Source organism: Streptomyces sp. 8K308 (assembly GCF_004348315.1).
Classification (GTDB): Bacteria; Actinomycetota; Actinomycetes; order Streptomycetales; family Streptomycetaceae; genus Streptomyces.
In genome coordinates, this window is record NZ_SMKC01000036.1 from 1 (window position 1) to 14,564 (window position 14,564).

Consider the following 14,564-nt stretch of genomic DNA (forward strand, 5'->3'; position numbering starts at 1 on the left):
GGGTAGGAGAGAGCTACGCGGGCGCGGCGGTGCCGCCGCGCGGCGGGGGCGCACTACCGCAGGACCTGCGGTCTCGGCAAGGGATCCCAAGTGTGACGGGAGTCACGGATCTTGATCGCTCGCTGAGCTCGGCTGACCCCGCAGAGAAACCCACCAATTTAATATGTGCAATTGCACGCCCTTGCGAAGGCATCCGGAGGGGTCCTCGCGACCCCGGTGAGCGGGCATGAAAATCGCGCCGGACTCGGCGGAGTCCGGCGCGATCTGAAGCCAAGCAGGCGGGGTGGGGGCCCCGAAGCCTGGGTCGTGCTCTGTTGCTCAGGCCTCGCCGCGCTGCTGCGGGATGCCCGCCAGCAGTGCGCGCACCTCCGCTTCGCGGTAGCGGCGGTGCCCACCGAGCGTGCGGATAGACGTGAGCTTGCCCGCCTTTGCCCAGCGTGTGACCGTTTTCGGGTCCACGCGGAACATCGAGGCAACCTCAGCCGGGGTCAGCAGCGGCTCGGCATCAGGGGTGCGAGCGGCCATGAGCGGCCTCCTCGGGAGAACCGAACCATCACGGTTCTTTCCTCTAAATTCTGCACCTTGACCCGCGTTGCCCGAAATGACAGGCGCGGGTCGAGTCGGTTATAGGACGAACGGCTTGTCCTCGGCACTACAACTACACCATCCGTCCAGCCTGGTCGGCCAAACCGATGGAATTGCCCTCTCAGGTGTTCAACCTTGGTGGAAGCCGACTGGAACATGCCATAACGGACAGTTACCCAATCTCTACGATCAGTCACCCCGTGTTGGCCGGCCATCGCGCCCACCCAGGAAGGAGCCCCGCCGAGCTCGTTGTCCTATTTTGACACGAGGAGACTACTTGAAGGCAAGAGTTCCTTACAGTGCCATCCATCACGCTTGGGGCTTTAGTCCCACCTAAGGAGCGGATCAGCTGGCGAACTGGCGCTCGCGGATCGTCAGCCAACGATCGGTGAGCTCCTCGTAAAGCCGGGTCGCCCGCTCCACGTCCCCCGCGGCGAGCGCGGCCAGCCCCTCGGTGACCTCCGCCACCGAGTGGTCAGCCGCCAACTGGTCTTCGGAGATCGTATAGATCAATCCGCCGTAGTCCAGTTCGACAAGTGACCTGGGGTGGAACTCCTCGAGCCACCGTCCCACATCGGTCAGCGCCTCCACCATCGGCCCCTCGGGCATCGCCTCCCGCACCGTGCGCAGACCGCGCGCCACCCGCCGCCGCGCCTGGACCATCGGCGTCCGGTACACGAGCGCCGGCTCGTCGGCGCCTGGCCCCGAGCCGTCCCCCGCCTTGCGGAAGATCCGCTCCTCGTCCGCGAACAGCGCGAACCAGCGGACCGGGACGTGCCACAGCGCCGACCTGATCCACGGCCGCGCGTCCGGATTGTGCTCCCGCCAACGGTCGTACTCCTCGGCCGCGCTCCGCCGCGCCCCGGGCGGCAGCGCGAGGTCCACCACCGCCTGCGGCATCAGCCAGTGCCCCACGTCGCCGAGCGCCTGCCAGGAGCGCAGCCTGGTCCACCACGGGCACACGCAGACGACCCCGTCCACCGTGGCCACGAAGGCGTCCGCGCTCTCCGCCGCCGGCGCCACCCGGACCGGCCGCGCGATCAGGGCTGCCAGCGCCGCCCGCACCTCGTCCTGCGCGGTGGGCAGCCGCTCACGCCGCGCGTACCCGGCCCAGTGCGAACGCTCGGGCTCCGGGAAGGCCGCCAGCGGCTCGTAGACCCGGAGATACGCCGCGTAGGGAACCTTGGGCACACTGCCTCCCGCATCCTCGGGGCCGCCCTCAGCCATCGTCGACCCCCGCTCGTGTCCCCCCGCTCGTGTCCCCCCGATCGTGTCAGTCACCGGAAGACCCCGGTACCCGGCATCCGGTGCCGGCCGTAGTCTCATCTCATCGGGAACACAACACCGCCCTCCAGGCCAGATCCGCCGCGGAGGGCGTCCAGACCGCGATACGCAGGAGTCACCACCGTGACCGACGTACGTCCCGCTGTCAGCGTCGACAGCAGCGCAGCGCCCGGGCCGACCAGCGCCCTCGAACTCCTCTTCGCCTCCGAGCAGGGCGGCCACGAGCGTGTCCTGCTCTGCCAGGACCGGCCCACCGGCCTCCGGGCCGTCATCGCCGTCCACTCCACCGCGCTGGGGCCCGCCCTGGGCGGCACCCGCTTCCACGCCTACCCGGGTGCCCCGAGCCCCGCTGAGGCCGCCGTCCGCGACGCCCTCAACCTCTCGCGCGGCATGAGCTACAAGAACGCGCTCGCCGGCCTCGCGCACGGCGGCGGCAAGGCCGTGATCATCGGCGATCCGGCCCGCCTGAAGACCGAGGAACTGCTGCTCGCCTACGGCCGCTTCGTCGCCTCGCTCGAAGGCCGCTACGTCACCGCCTGCGACGTCGGCACCTACGTCCAGGACATGGACGTGATCGCCCGCGAGTGCCGCTGGACCACGGGCCGCTCCCCCGAGCAGGGCGGCGCCGGCGACTCCTCGGTGCTCACCGCGTTCGGCGTCTTCCAGGGCATGCGGGCCTCGGCCGAGTACCGCTGGGGCTCGCCTGACCTGGCCGACCGCACGGTCGGCGTGGCCGGCGTGGGCAAGGTCGGCCACCTGCTCGTCGACCACCTGCTCGAGGCCGGCGCCCGGGTGGTGATCACCGACGTCGACCAGGCCGCCGTGCGCCGCGTCCTCGACGCCCACCCCGAGCGGGTCACCACCGCGGCCGACGTCGATGCCCTGATCCGGACCCCCGGGCTTGACATCTACGCCCCCTGCGCCCTCGGCGGCGCGCTCGACGACCGGACCGTGCGGGTGCTGACCGCCGGCATCGTCTGCGGCGCGGCCAACAACCAACTCGACCACCCGGGCGTCGAGAAGGACCTCGCCGACCGCGGCATCCTCTACGCGCCGGACTACGTGGTGAACTCCGGCGGCGTCATCCAGGTCGCGGACGAGCTCCACGGCTTTGACTTCGCTCGTGCGAAGGCAAAGGCCGCGCTGATCCACGAGACCACCCTGGAGATCTTCGAGCGGGCCAGCGCCGAGGGCGTCCCCCCTGCTGTGGCGGCCGACCGGCTGGCCGAGCACCGAATGGCCCAGGCCGCCGGCCGCTGATCGGCCATTTGCGTAAGACATGTCACCCCCCTCATGCGGGGCGTGTCGAGAAAGAAGGTAAAATCGCCGCTGACCAGCAAAGAGAGGGTCATCGGGCGACGATCGGGCGACCCGGGTCCTGCGGACGACGTACCGTAGGCCCGCGGAAGCAGGTACGGTTGAAGGCCGATGGATCGGGCGCTCGTCCGAGGGCCCGCTCTCAATCATGAACGGATGTCAACACTCCGGGGCCGCAGGGTCCCGTCGTTGAGGGGGTCGAGCCAATGGGGCGCGGCCGGGCCAAGGCCAAGCAGACGAAGGTCGCCCGCCAGCTGAAGTACAACAGCGGCCGGACGGACCTTTCCCGTCTGGCCGAAGAGCTGGGTGCATCAAAGCCTGACCAGGCGCCGACGAACGGCGAGCAGGTCGAGGACGACGAAGAGCTGGACGACGACCTGTACGCACGGTACGCGGAGATGTACAACGACGAGGAGGACGAGGAGGACGGCGACGAGCCGTCCACCAACGGTCACTCCTCCTCCAAACGGCGCGGCGCCTGACCAGCGCCTCCGACCGCCGGTCAGCCGGCCGGTCGCCGACCCGCGATCGAGCCAACTGAGCCACCCGGGAGAACGAGCTCCCCGCCCCGGTCCGGTTTCGCCGGACCGGGCTCAGTTGTGTCGTGCCGCCTGCGGCCCCGCACATGGTTACCGCGCGTAGTCCCCGGTGAGCGTGGCGGCGTCCGCGCCGTCCTCCCGGGCCACGACCTCGCCGGCCACCCAGGCCGGCACGCCCCGCGCCGCGAGCGCGGCCAGCGCCTCGTCGGCGGATGCCTGGGGCACCACGGCCACCATCCCGACGCCCATGTTGAGCGTGCGCTCCAGCTCGCCGCGCGCCACCCCGCCGGCCGCGCCGACCACGTCGAACACGGGCGCCGGCGCCCAGCTGCCCCGGTCGATCACGGCGGCCAGACCGTCAGGGATGACCCGGGCCACGTTGCTCGCCAGGCCACCGCCCGTGATGTGGGCGAACGCGTGCACCTCGGTGGCGCGGGCCAGCGCCAGGCAGTCGAGCGAGTAGATCCTGGTCGGCTCGAGCAGCTCCTCGCCCAGCGTCCTGCCGAACTCGGGTACGTGCCGCTCGATGGACCAGCCCGCCAGGTCGAAGAAGACGTGCCGCACCAGCGAGTACCCGTTGGAGTGAAGGCCGGAGGAGGCGAGCGCGACGATCACGTCGCCCGCCCTGACACGCTCCGCGCCCAACAGCGCGTCCGCCTCGACGACGCCGGTGCCGGCGCCCGCCAGGTCGTACTCCTCGGGCCCGAGCAGCCCCGGGTGCTCGGCCGTCTCGCCGCCGACCAGCGCGCAGCCGGCCAGCGCGCAGCCCTCCGCGATGCCCTTGACGATGGCGGCGACCCGCTCCGGGTAGACCTTGCCGACGCAGACGTAGTCGGTCATGAACAGCGGCTCGGCGCCGCAGACCACCAGGTCGTCCACCACCATGGCGACCAGGTCGCGGCCGATCGTGTCATGCACGTCCATCCGCTGGGCGACGGCCACCTTGGTGCCGACGCCGTCGGTGGCCGAGGCGAGCAGCGGGCGCCGGTAGCTCTTGAGCGCCGAGGCGTCGAAGAGGCCGGCGAAACCGCCGATGGCGCCCACGCTCTCCGGCCGCTGGGCCTTGGCGACCCAGGCGCGCATCAGCTCGACGGCCGTCTCGCCGGCCTCGATGTCGACTCCCGCCGCCGCGTAGCTGACACCACTGACACCGGACGCGTTCTCTGTCATCGGATCTCTCTGACTGCTGGGTGGTGGGGCGTGCGCCCCGCTTACGGGCGGCGCAGGGCGTCGCTCGCGCCGGGCCCTGTCGCCAGCAGCGGAAGCGTGAGCCGCTCGCGCTCCGCACGCTCCCGGTCGGCGTCGGCCGGCTGCTCGAGCACGTCCTTGCCGAGCAGCGCCGGGTCGGGCAGCTCCATGGGGTAGACGCCGTCGAAGCAGGCGCGGCACAGGTCGGGCTTGGCGATCGTGGTGGCCTCGACCATCGCGTCGAGCGAGATGTAGGCCAGCGAGTCGGCGCCGAGCGAGGTGCCGATCTCCTCGACCGTCAGGCCGTTGGCGATGAGCTCGGCGCGGGTGGCGAAGTCGATGCCGAAGAAGCAGGGCCACTTGATCGGCGGCGAGCTGATCCGCACGTGGACCTCGGCGGCGCCGGCCTCGCGGAGCATCCTGACCAGGGCCCGCTGGGTGTTGCCGCGGACGATGGAGTCGTCGACGACGACCAGGCGCTTGCCGCGGATGACCTCCTTCAGCGGGTTCAGCTTCAGCCTGATGCCCAGCTGTCTGATGGTCTGGCTGGGCTGGATGAAGGTGCGGCCGACGTAGGAGTTCTTGACCAGGCCCGAACCGTAGGGAATGCCGCTCGCCTCGGCGTACCCGATGGCCGCCGGGGTGCCGGACTCCGGCGTCGATATCACCAGGTCGGCGTCGACCGGGGCCTCCGCGGCGAGCCGGCGGCCCATCTCGACCCGGGAGAGGTAGACGTTCCGCCCGGCGATGTCCGTGTCGGGGCGCGCCAGGTACACGTACTCGAAAACACAGCCGCGAGGCTTCGCTTCCGCGAATCGCGATGCGCGGAGCCCGCTCTCGTCGATCGCGATCAGCTCGCCCGGCTCGATCTCCCGGACCACCGAGGCGCCCACGATGTCCAGCGCCGCGGTCTCCGAGGCGACCACCCAGCCACGCTCGAGGCGGCCGAGCACCAGCGGCCGGAAGCCCTGCGGGTCGCGGGCCGCGTAGAGGGTGCCCTCGTCCATGAAGACGAAGCTGTAGGCGCCCGAGACCCTGGGCAGGACGAGCGGCGCCGCCTGCTCCACGGTCAGCGGCGTGCCGTCCTCGGCCCGCTGGCCGGCGAGCAGCGCCGTGACCAGGTCGGTGTCGTTGGTGACGGCCACGCGGTGGCGCGGCCCGCGGTCGTCGGGGAGCTCGGCCACCAGCTCGGCGAGCTCCGCGGTGTTGACCAGGTTGCCGTTGTGGCCGAGCGCGATCGAGCCGTGCCCGGTGGCACGGAAGGTCGGCTGGGCGTTCTCCCAGGTCGGGGCCCCGGTGGTCGAGTACCGGGTGTGGCCCACGGCGATATGGCCCGGGAGGGAAGAGAGGGAGGTCTCGTCGAAGACCTGGGAGACCAGGCCCATGTCCTTGAAGACCAGGATCTTGGAGCCGTCGCTCACCGCGATGCCCGCGGACTCCTGCCCGCGGTGCTGCAATGCGTAAAGGCCGAAGTAGGTGAGCTTGGCGACCTCCTCGCCCGGGGCCCAGACGCCGAAGACGCCGCAGGCGTCCCTCGGGCCTCGTTCTCCGGGGTCAAGGTCGTGGCTGAGTCGTCCATCACCACGCACACGTCGAGTCTAGGCCAGGATCCCGGGGGCGCGAGAACCCCGCGATTGTGAGACATGCCCCATACGGAACGCGTGTGGGACGGGATGGACAACGGGTTGCGATCAGCCGAGCACGGGCAGTTCCCTGGCGAGCGCCGCGGCCCGCTCGCCGCTGGCCCGCAGCCGGCCGCTGTTGGTGGCCGCGTCCCAGCTGACCCGCCCGGTGGCGAGCCGCAGCCAGGTCACCGGGTCGGTCTCCACCACGTTGGGCGGGGTGCCGCGGGTGTGCCGGGGCCCGGCCAGGCACTGGACGGCGGCGAACGGCGGGATCCTGACCTCGGTGGAGGCGCCCGGCGCCTTGGCCGCGAGCGCGTCGGCGAGCACCCGGGTGGTGATGGCGAGCGCGCCCCGGTCGAGCCGCACGGGGCGCGCCGTGGCGCGGGTCAGGTCGTCGCTGTGCAGGGTGAGCTCGACGATGCGGGTGACGGTGAAGTCCACGGCGCGCATGGCGCCCAGGTGGTGCGGGATCAGCACGTCCTCGCGGACGCCCGTGTCCACCACGGCCTCCATCTCCTCGGCGGCCGCGCTGATCACGTCGGCGTCCGCGGTGTCCCGCTCCTCGTGCACGGTGGCGGCGACCCAGTCGGTGACGTCGACCTGGGCGCGTGCGGCCGCGGGCGCGGGCTCGGCGAGCAGCTTGGGCAGCGCGTCGATCTGCCGGGCGAGGTGCCCGAGCAGCGTGGCGAGCTCGGCCTGCCGCTCGGCCGGCAGCTCCCGCACGGCCGACCGTACGAACTCGACCTGCGCGAGCAGCGCGTCGCGGACCCGATCGGGATGGTAGGCGCGGGGCTTGCGTCGGACTGCACCAGACATGTCAGGGAGCTTACGACGGTGGGACGGGCGGCGTCCCACCCATAACGCCTCCGACGCGCGGTCAGGATGTCGAGGCCGGATCGACGAGGCGGTCGCCGGTCCCGGGCCCGACGCCGGTTGGTGCCGCTGCCGCGGTAGCCCGCTCGGCGCCGATTCATACTGTTATGAGCTGAATGCCTCCGTGGATCCCGGGTACCTCGGCCCCATGACTGGTATGGAGGACACCTACGAGAACCCCGCCCAGGACGGCTTCCACCTGCGGAGCCCCGCGTTCGACGACCGGGAGACCATTCCGCCCAGATTCTCGGCCGACGGCGGCAACGTGTCGCCGCCGCTGAGCTGGAGCAGGCCCCCGGCCGGCACCCAGGAGCTGGCGCTGCTGTGCGAGGACCCGGACGCGCCCTCGGGCACGTTCGTGCACTGGCTGGTCACGGACATCGATCCGGGCACCCGCGGGGTCACGGAGGGCGAGCTGCCGGCGGGCGGCAAGGCGCACGCCAACACCATGGGCGACCACGGCTGGGACGGCCCGCGCCCGCCGGTCGGCGACGCGGCGCACCGCTACCGGTTCCGGCTGTACGCGCTGCCGTTCCACATCCCGATCCCGGACCACGCCTCGGCCTCCGAGGTGCACCGGGCGCTGGACGACGAGCGGCTCGCCGAATCCACGCTGACCGGCCTCTACCAGCGGTAGGTGGTGACGGATGACATGAGCAAGAAGATGGAGGGCAACGAGGTCCAGCGCCGGCGGGCGGCGCGCGACGCCCAGTTGGCCGGCGACCTGCCCAGTGCCCGCAAGTCGACGACCGGAGCCTCCAAGCAGCGCGGCAGCCCGCGCGTGGGCAAGGAGGCCCAGCTGCCCCACCGGGGCAAGCAACGCGAGCTGGCCGAGGAGCGCGCCGAGCAGCGCCGCGCCTCCCAGCCGCCGCTGCCGCCGCCGGGCCGCACCTACGGCGGCCGCGGTCGCCCCGGCTACGGCCCCGACCACGCCAGGGTCTTCGAGGCCCTGACGGAGGCCGAGCGCCGGCACGGCGGCGAGGGCGTCCACGCCCCGGAGATCGCCCGCACGGCCAACCTCCCGGTCGACCGCACCCGCGGCCTCCTGCACGACCTGGCGGTCACCCACCACCTGGTCACCGAGCTCAAGGGCGCCGACCGCCCCGACCTCGGTACCCGCTACGAGTCGACGTAGCGGACGGATGGGGGTCGGCCCCCTCAGTCCGCGTAGCGGTACGGCAGCCGCTCGGGGCGGGGGTTCCTGACCGGGGTGCAGAGCGCCAGCGCGGCGATCCCCACGAAGCCGATGCCCGCGGCCAGCGCCACGGGCGTGGTGCCGCGGTGCTGCGCGGCCCAGGTGAGCACGGCGGCGCCGAGCGGCGCGGCCGAGTAGTGCAGCGTCCAGAACGCGGAGGTCACGCGCCCCAGCAGGTGCTCGGGGGTCACCTCCTGCCGCAGGGACATCGAGCAGGTGCCGGCCATGCTGACCGAGCCGAGGAACAGCGCGACGCAGACCGCGACCCCGGCGACCGAGTCGGCCAGCCCCATGCCGGCCACGGCCACCCCGCCGATCACGACGGTGCTGATCCAGGTGGGGCCGAAGCCGAACCTGCGGCGAACCGCGGCCACCAGCAGCGCGCCGGTGACGGTGCCGAGGGCGCCGATCCCGAATACCGTGCCGACGGTGCCGTCGCCCTGCCCGAGGTCGTGCTTGAGGTGGTAGATCACCAGGTCGTTGAGGCCGAGTTGGAGGAAGCTGAAGAGGGTCAGCAGGACGGTCAGCGCGCGCAGCACCGGGTGTCGGCGCAGGAACGCGACCCCGGCGAACAGGTCACGCCACAGCCCGCGCCGTTCGCCGGCGGTGTCCGGGCCGCCGAACCGCACGAGGCTCAGGCACACCGCCGACACCCCGAAGCTCGCCGCGTCCACGCCGACCGCCGCGGCCGGCCCGAACCGCGCCGCCACCACGCCCGCGCACAGCGGCCCGATCACCCCGGCCGCGGCGGCCGTCGCGTTGAGCCGGCCGTTGGCCTCCGTCAGCCGCTCGGTGCCGACCAGGCCGCGGACGACGGTCACATAGGTGACCATGAAGAGCATGCCGACGGCCTCGCCGAGCGGCAGCACCACATAGAGCAGCCAGACCTCGGGGCCGAACGCCCAAGCCAGCGGGATCAGCGCGTACAGCACCAGGCGCGCGAGGTCGCAGCCGATGAGCAGCTTGCGGCGGTCGAACCGGTCGGCCACCACCCCCGCGAAGACCCCGGCCACCAGCGAGGCCGCGCCGGCGACGGCCGTCAACAGGCCCATCTGCGCGACGGATCCGGTGGCGTGCAGCACCAGCAGCGGCAGCGCGATCAGCGCGAACGAGTCCCCGACGACGGAGAGCGTCTGCGCCGCCCAGAAGATGGAGAAGTTCCGGTGACGCCACAACGGGCGCTGCCGCGCGCTGGCCTCCGACACGGCGGGAGTTTATGCCCCGGCCGGCCACGGACGCCCCCCGTTTTCCCGCGGCGGGCCGCTGTCCGGCTGAAGCCGGCCGGTTTCGGGAACGCGCGGTGGCCGCTCGGTGTTGTGACCGGCATGACGACACTCGGACTCATCGGTAGTGGGAACATCGGCGGCACCGTGGCGCGGCTCGCGATCGCGGCCGGCCTCGACGTGGTGGTCAGCAACTCGCGCGGGCCTGAGACGCTGGTCGGGCTCGTCCAGGAGCTCGGCGACCGGGCGCGCGCCGGGACGACGGACGAGGCGGCGCAGGACGGGGACATCGTGGTGGTGGCCATCCCGCTCAGGGCGTACCCGGACGTGCCGGTGGAGCCGCTGGCCGGGAAGCTGGTGCTTGAGACGCTGAACTACTACCCGCAGCGCGACGGAGTCTTCCCCGAGCTCGACTCGGGCGCGGCGACCAGCAGCGAGCTGGTGCAGCGGCACCTGGCGGGCGCGCGGCTGGTCAAGGCGTTCAACAACATCTACTGGGCGCACCTCCTCAACTACGCCCGCCCGTCGGGCGCCTCGGACCGGAGCGCGCTGCCGATCGCCGGCGACGACCCGGCGGCGAGGGAGGAGGCGACGCGCCTGCTCGACCGGCTCGGCTGGGACGCGGTGGACGCCGGCACGCTGGCCGACAGCTGGCGCTTCGAGCCGGGCACGCCCGCGTACGGGGCGCCGTACATGGCCGACCCGAGCGTCGGCATCGCGGGCCTGGCGACGGACCCCGGCACGACGGCGCCGGCCGAGAAGGTACGGGACGCCCTGGCGGCGGCCGGGCGGTAGGGCGGGCCGCGGCTGGTCGGGCGCAGGCCGGGCCTGCTCCGCGAGTGGGCCGCCGGCGGGCTGCCGGCGGTCCTCGCCCGCGCCGCTGCTCCACCGACGTATGGATTCCGGATCAGCGTCGCGGGGTGCGGAGGTGGATGCGTTCGCCCTGTTTCCCGAAGAGGCTGAGCACGTCGACGCTGCCCCGGCCGGCGGCGCCGAACCAGTGCGGAACATGGCAGTCGAACTCGGCCGCTTCGCCAGCCGTCATGACGAAGTCGCGCTCGCCAAGGCGGACGCGGAGTTGTCCACGGAGCACGTAGAGCCATTCGTAGCCCGCGTGGGTCCGCAGATGGGGCTGTTCGTCGTGCGCCGGGATGGTCATCTTGTAGGCGCGTGGTTCCCCCTGCTGGCGCGACAGCGGGATCAGCACGCGGCCGTCCTTTCTGGTGGGGTGCTGTGGCACCCGGGGGTCGAGTATCCGGGGTGCGGCGACGATCTCGTCGAGGGGGATGCCCAGCGCCGCGGTGATCGGCAGGAGGAGTTCGAGGCTCGGCTTGCGCTGGGCGGATTCCAGCCGGGACAGCGTGCTGGTCGAGATACCGGTGGCTCGTGCGAGGTCAGCCAGGCTGACGCCCTTCTTCTCACGGGCACGCCGCAGCCGAGGGGCGATCTGCTCGATCACGGCTCCGACGCTCGGTTGCTCGTCCATGGGACGCAGTCAACCAATGCGTCCCGGAACCGGCAAGGGTGTTTGTCGATACCGCTCGGGTGTCCCGATCCTCTCGGTGGAGGTGATCCAAATGGACACAACAACGCGGTCCACGAGTGGGTCGGTGTCGGAAGTGCTGTGGGACGCCGTCGTCATCGGCGGCGGGGCCGCCGGCCTGTCGGCCGGGGTCGTGCTGGCGAGGGCGCGGTTCGCGACGCTGGTCGTCGACGGCGGTGCGCCCCGGAACGGGCCCGCCGACCACATGCACGGGTACCTGACCCGGGACGGCATGGCCCCGAGGGAGTTCGTGGCGACCGGGCAGGAGGAGTTCACCCGTTACGATGGGACGCTGGTGCGGACGTCGGTGACCGACGCTCGACGCACCCCGGACGGCAGGTTCGAGCTGCGACTCGACGACGCCCGAACCGTGCGCGCTCGCTCGGTGCTGGTCGCGACCGGGCTGACCGACGAACTACCCGACATTCCTGGTCTGGCGGAGCGGTGGGCATCCGAGGTGCACCACTGCCCCCACTGCCACGGCTACGAGGTGCGAGGGCACGCCATCGCCGTGATCGGCAGCGCGATGGGGGCGGTGTCGACCCATCTGGCCGCGCTGACGCGCCGTTACAGCCCGTCGGTGACGTTCTGCGTCAACGGCGTCGACGTCAGCGCCGCCGAACGACTGCGTCTCACCGCGTACGGTGTGCGCCTGGTCGACGGGCGCGTCGCACGGGTCACCACGAGTGCCGACACCGCGGGCGGGAACCCGGTCGCGATCGAGCTCGAAAACGGCGAGACGGTCACGTGTGAGGTCGTCTTCGTGGCCCCTCGCCCAGTACCCCATGACGCGGTGCTGAGCGCGCTCGGCGCGGGCAGGGACCCGGTGAGTGGACTAGTCGCCGTCGATTTCCAGGGCGCCACGAACGTCCCCGGGCTCTGGGCGGCCGGCAACGTGGTCAATCCGCGCGCCCAGGTCATCGCCGCCGCGGGCGCGGGCTCGACGGCCGCCCTCAGCATGACCGCCTGGCTGCTCGAACGGGAGCTGACCGCCGCCGTCTCTCGTGAAGGGCTCGACGCCGAGGGTGGGCTCTGATGGCCGGCGCCACCACGGAAACATCCCGCGCCGGCCGCTTCGACAGGCTGCCTGCTGGCGTGTACCTGTTGAGCTTCAGCCTGTTCGCCATGGGAAGCGCCGAGTTCCTGATGGCCGGCGTGCTGCCGGCGGCGGCCGACGACCTGGACGTCACCCTCTCCTCTGCCGGGTTCCTGATCACCGCGTTCGCGCTGGGTGTCGTGATCGGCGGGCCACCGTTCGCGGTGCTCAGTCTCCACTGGCCTCGCCGCACCGCGCTGGTGGCGACCCAGGGCGTCTTCGCCGCCAGCATCGTCGTCGGGCTGCTGGGCACCTACCAGGTCCTGCTGGTCACCAGGGTGATCCTGGGCATCGCCTACGCGGGCTTCTTCGCTGTCGCGTCGGTGACCGCGATCAGCCTGGTGACGCCGGACCGCAACGCCCGAGCTTCGGGCGTCGTGGTCAGTGGTCTCAGCGTGGCCATGGTCGCGGGCGGCCCGGCGGGCACGCTGCTCAGCCACTTCACCGACTGGCGCGGCGGCTTCTGGGCCGTCGCGGCGCTGACGGTAGCGGGGATGATCGGTTGCCTCCTCGGGCTCCCCGCCGCCGATCCGAGCACCACCCCGACGGCCAGGCCGAGCGTGTCGAGGGAGCTCGCCACGATGCGGGAACCGGCGCTGTGGGGCATCTACGCGGTCACGATCCTGACCACCGCGGCGTACATGATCACCTTCAACTACCTGGCGGCCATGCTCGAAGACATCACCGCCATCCCCGCCGCCTGGATCCCGGCGGTCCTCGCGCTCTTCGGGGTCGGCGCCTTCGTCGGTCTGTCCGTCGGCGGCCGCGTCTCCGACCAGCGTCCTCATCTCGCGCTTCTCACCGGCGCGTCAGCGACCGTGGTCCTGTCGGTCGTCCTGGTCGCCGGGATCCACGAGGTGTGGGTGGTGGTGCCCACGGTCTTCCTCTCGGGTATCGCGGCGTTCGTACTGAACCCCGCTCTCTATGGACGCGTCTTCGCGATCGCGGCCGATGCGCCCGCCCTCGCCGGCGCCACCACCGTGTCGGCGTTCCAACTGGGCATCAGCATCACCCCCGTCCTCGCGGCCGTCTCCCTCACCCAGGGGGATGCGCTCACCTCGGTCCCCCTGATCGGGGCCGGGCTCGCCGCGGTCGCCGTGCCCCTCGTACTCCTCGACCGGGCACGACACACGCCGGCGATTTGACCTCAAGGCCTGTTGAGTTTCTAGCGTCGGCCGCATGATCCTCGTGACCGGCGCGACCGGCAACATCGGAAGCGCACTCGTGCGCCAACTCGCCCCGGCGGGCGTGAGCCCGCTGCGGGCCCTCACCCGGGACCCGGCGCGGGCCGCCCTCCCGGCCGGAGTGGCGGCCGTCGCGGGCGACCTCGCGGCGGCCGACTCCCTGAAGTACGCGCTGAACGGCGTGCGTTCGCTGTTCCTGCCGTCGGGTCTCGGCGCCGACGCCGAGGTGCTGGCGGCGGCGCGGGAGGCCGGCGTTGAGCGCGTGGTGCTGGTCTCGTCCATCACCGTGGTGACCCACCCCCACCTGCCGCAGGCCGCCGCCAACGCGGCGGTTGAGCGGGCGTTGCGGGACAGCGGCATGGCGTGGACGGTGCTGCGGCCGACGCAGTTCGCGTCCAACGCGCTGTGGTGGGCCGACACGATCCGCGCCGGCGGCACGGTCCGCCTGCCGTACCCGGACGTCGGCCTGCCGACCATCCACCCCGCCGACATCGCCTCCGTGGCCGGCGCGGCCCTGACGGAGCCCGGCCATCTCGGCCGGACCTACGCCCTGACCGGGCCGGCCCGCGTCACGGCCCGGGAGCAGGTCGAGACGATCGCGGCGGTGACGGGTCGGGACGTCCCCTGGCAGGCGATCGATCGGGAGACGGCGCACGCGGAGATGCGCGTGTTCCTCGGCGCGGAGGTCGCCGACGCGGTGCTCGACCTGATGGGCGGCGACGCGAACGAGCAACTGCTGGCCGTCCGCGACACGGTCCCCGAGATCACCGGGACCCCCGGCCGCACCTTCCGCCAGTGGGCGGAGGAGAACGCGGCGGCGTTCGCCCCCCTGGTGACCTGAGTCGTGGTCAGGACGACCTCCGGCTCGTCATCCTCTCGCGGAGCGCTGGACTCTCCCACCGTGGGAGGGTC

At 72.2% G+C, this 14,564-nt stretch carries 15 protein-coding genes; 8 read left to right on the plus strand and 7 right to left on the minus strand.

Annotation, left to right across the window (positions count from 1 at the left end):
* Window positions 1-318 precede the first annotated feature (318 nt).
* On the minus strand, window positions 319-525 hold the full coding sequence (bldC, locus tag E1265_RS08185; RefSeq protein ID WP_132929576.1) for a developmental transcriptional regulator BldC: 207 nt from the start codon (window positions 523-525) through the stop codon (window positions 319-321).
* A gap of 405 nt (window positions 526-930) precedes the next feature.
* Window positions 931-1,776, minus strand: coding sequence for a hypothetical protein (locus tag E1265_RS08190; protein WP_243740615.1), 846 nt, complete (start codon window positions 1,774-1,776; stop codon window positions 931-933).
* Window positions 1,777-2,100: 324 nt separating this feature from the next.
* On the opposite strand from E1265_RS08190, the gene E1265_RS08195 reads away from it, so the two are divergent.
* A complete protein-coding gene (locus tag E1265_RS08195; protein ID WP_243740621.1) occupies window positions 2,101-3,129 on the plus strand; it encodes a Glu/Leu/Phe/Val dehydrogenase dimerization domain-containing protein in 1,029 nt (342 codons plus the stop codon).
* 263 nt (window positions 3,130-3,392) lie between these two features.
* On the plus strand, window positions 3,393-3,668 hold the full coding sequence (locus tag E1265_RS08200; protein WP_132929579.1) for a DUF3073 domain-containing protein: 276 nt from the start codon (window positions 3,393-3,395) through the stop codon (window positions 3,666-3,668).
* Between the two features lie 147 nt (window positions 3,669-3,815).
* On the opposite strand, the gene purM is transcribed toward E1265_RS08200, so the two are convergent.
* The 3 genes from purM to E1265_RS08215 all read right to left on the minus strand — a co-directional run bounded on the left by purM (window position 3,816) and on the right by E1265_RS08215 (window position 7,354).
* Window positions 3,816-4,895: a phosphoribosylformylglycinamidine cyclo-ligase gene (purM, locus tag E1265_RS08205; RefSeq protein WP_132929580.1), complete on the minus strand. Its 1,080-nt coding sequence runs from the start codon at window positions 4,893-4,895 to the stop codon at window positions 3,816-3,818.
* A gap of 41 nt (window positions 4,896-4,936) precedes the next feature.
* The gene (gene purF / locus E1265_RS08210; RefSeq protein WP_132929581.1) at window positions 4,937-6,502 is read right to left on the minus strand and encodes an amidophosphoribosyltransferase; all 1,566 of its coding nucleotides are present in this window, start codon (window positions 6,500-6,502) and stop codon (window positions 4,937-4,939) included.
* 102 nt (window positions 6,503-6,604) lie between these two features.
* The gene (locus tag E1265_RS08215; protein ID WP_132929582.1) at window positions 6,605-7,354 is read right to left on the minus strand and encodes a sterol carrier family protein; all 750 of its coding nucleotides are present in this window, start codon (window positions 7,352-7,354) and stop codon (window positions 6,605-6,607) included.
* Window positions 7,355-7,559: 205 nt separating this feature from the next.
* Here E1265_RS08215 and E1265_RS08220 point away from each other — a divergent pair, with 205 nt between their 5' ends.
* Entirely contained in the window at window positions 7,560-8,048 is a 489-nt protein-coding gene (locus E1265_RS08220; RefSeq protein ID WP_243740616.1) for a YbhB/YbcL family Raf kinase inhibitor-like protein, read from the plus strand.
* Between the two features lie 15 nt (window positions 8,049-8,063).
* Window positions 8,064-8,546, plus strand: coding sequence for a hypothetical protein (locus E1265_RS08225; protein WP_132929583.1), 483 nt, complete (start codon window positions 8,064-8,066; stop codon window positions 8,544-8,546).
* A 23-nt stretch (window positions 8,547-8,569) separates the two neighbouring features.
* On the opposite strand, the gene E1265_RS08230 is transcribed toward E1265_RS08225, so the two are convergent.
* Window positions 8,570-9,811, minus strand: coding sequence for an MFS transporter (locus E1265_RS08230; RefSeq protein WP_132929584.1), 1,242 nt, complete (start codon window positions 9,809-9,811; stop codon window positions 8,570-8,572).
* Between the two features lie 120 nt (window positions 9,812-9,931).
* On the opposite strand from E1265_RS08230, the gene E1265_RS08235 reads away from it, so the two are divergent.
* Window positions 9,932-10,624: an NADPH-dependent F420 reductase gene (locus E1265_RS08235; protein ID WP_132929585.1), complete on the plus strand. Its 693-nt coding sequence runs from the start codon at window positions 9,932-9,934 to the stop codon at window positions 10,622-10,624.
* A 112-nt stretch (window positions 10,625-10,736) separates the two neighbouring features.
* On the opposite strand, the gene E1265_RS08240 is transcribed toward E1265_RS08235, so the two are convergent.
* A complete protein-coding gene (locus E1265_RS08240) occupies window positions 10,737-11,315 on the minus strand; it encodes an XRE family transcriptional regulator (RefSeq protein WP_132929586.1) in 579 nt (192 codons plus the stop codon).
* 124 nt (window positions 11,316-11,439) lie between these two features.
* Between E1265_RS08240 and E1265_RS08245 the strand changes: the two genes are divergently transcribed.
* From E1265_RS08245 to E1265_RS08255, 3 genes are read left to right on the plus strand one after another with little or no spacing between them, the layout of a single operon-like run.
* Complete coding sequence (locus E1265_RS08245; protein WP_243740617.1) at window positions 11,440-12,408, plus strand: NAD(P)/FAD-dependent oxidoreductase; 969 nt, start codon at window positions 11,440-11,442, stop codon at window positions 12,406-12,408.
* Window positions 12,408-13,613 carry an MFS transporter gene (locus tag E1265_RS08250; RefSeq protein ID WP_132929588.1) on the plus strand — a complete coding sequence of 402 codons (1,206 nt, stop codon included), beginning with the start codon at window positions 12,408-12,410 and terminating at the stop codon, window positions 13,611-13,613. The genes E1265_RS08245 and E1265_RS08250 overlap by 1 nt, the downstream gene beginning before the upstream one ends.
* A gap of 34 nt (window positions 13,614-13,647) precedes the next feature.
* Window positions 13,648-14,493: an NAD(P)H-binding protein gene (locus tag E1265_RS08255; protein ID WP_132929589.1), complete on the plus strand. Its 846-nt coding sequence runs from the start codon at window positions 13,648-13,650 to the stop codon at window positions 14,491-14,493.
* Window positions 14,494-14,564 lie beyond the last annotated feature (71 nt).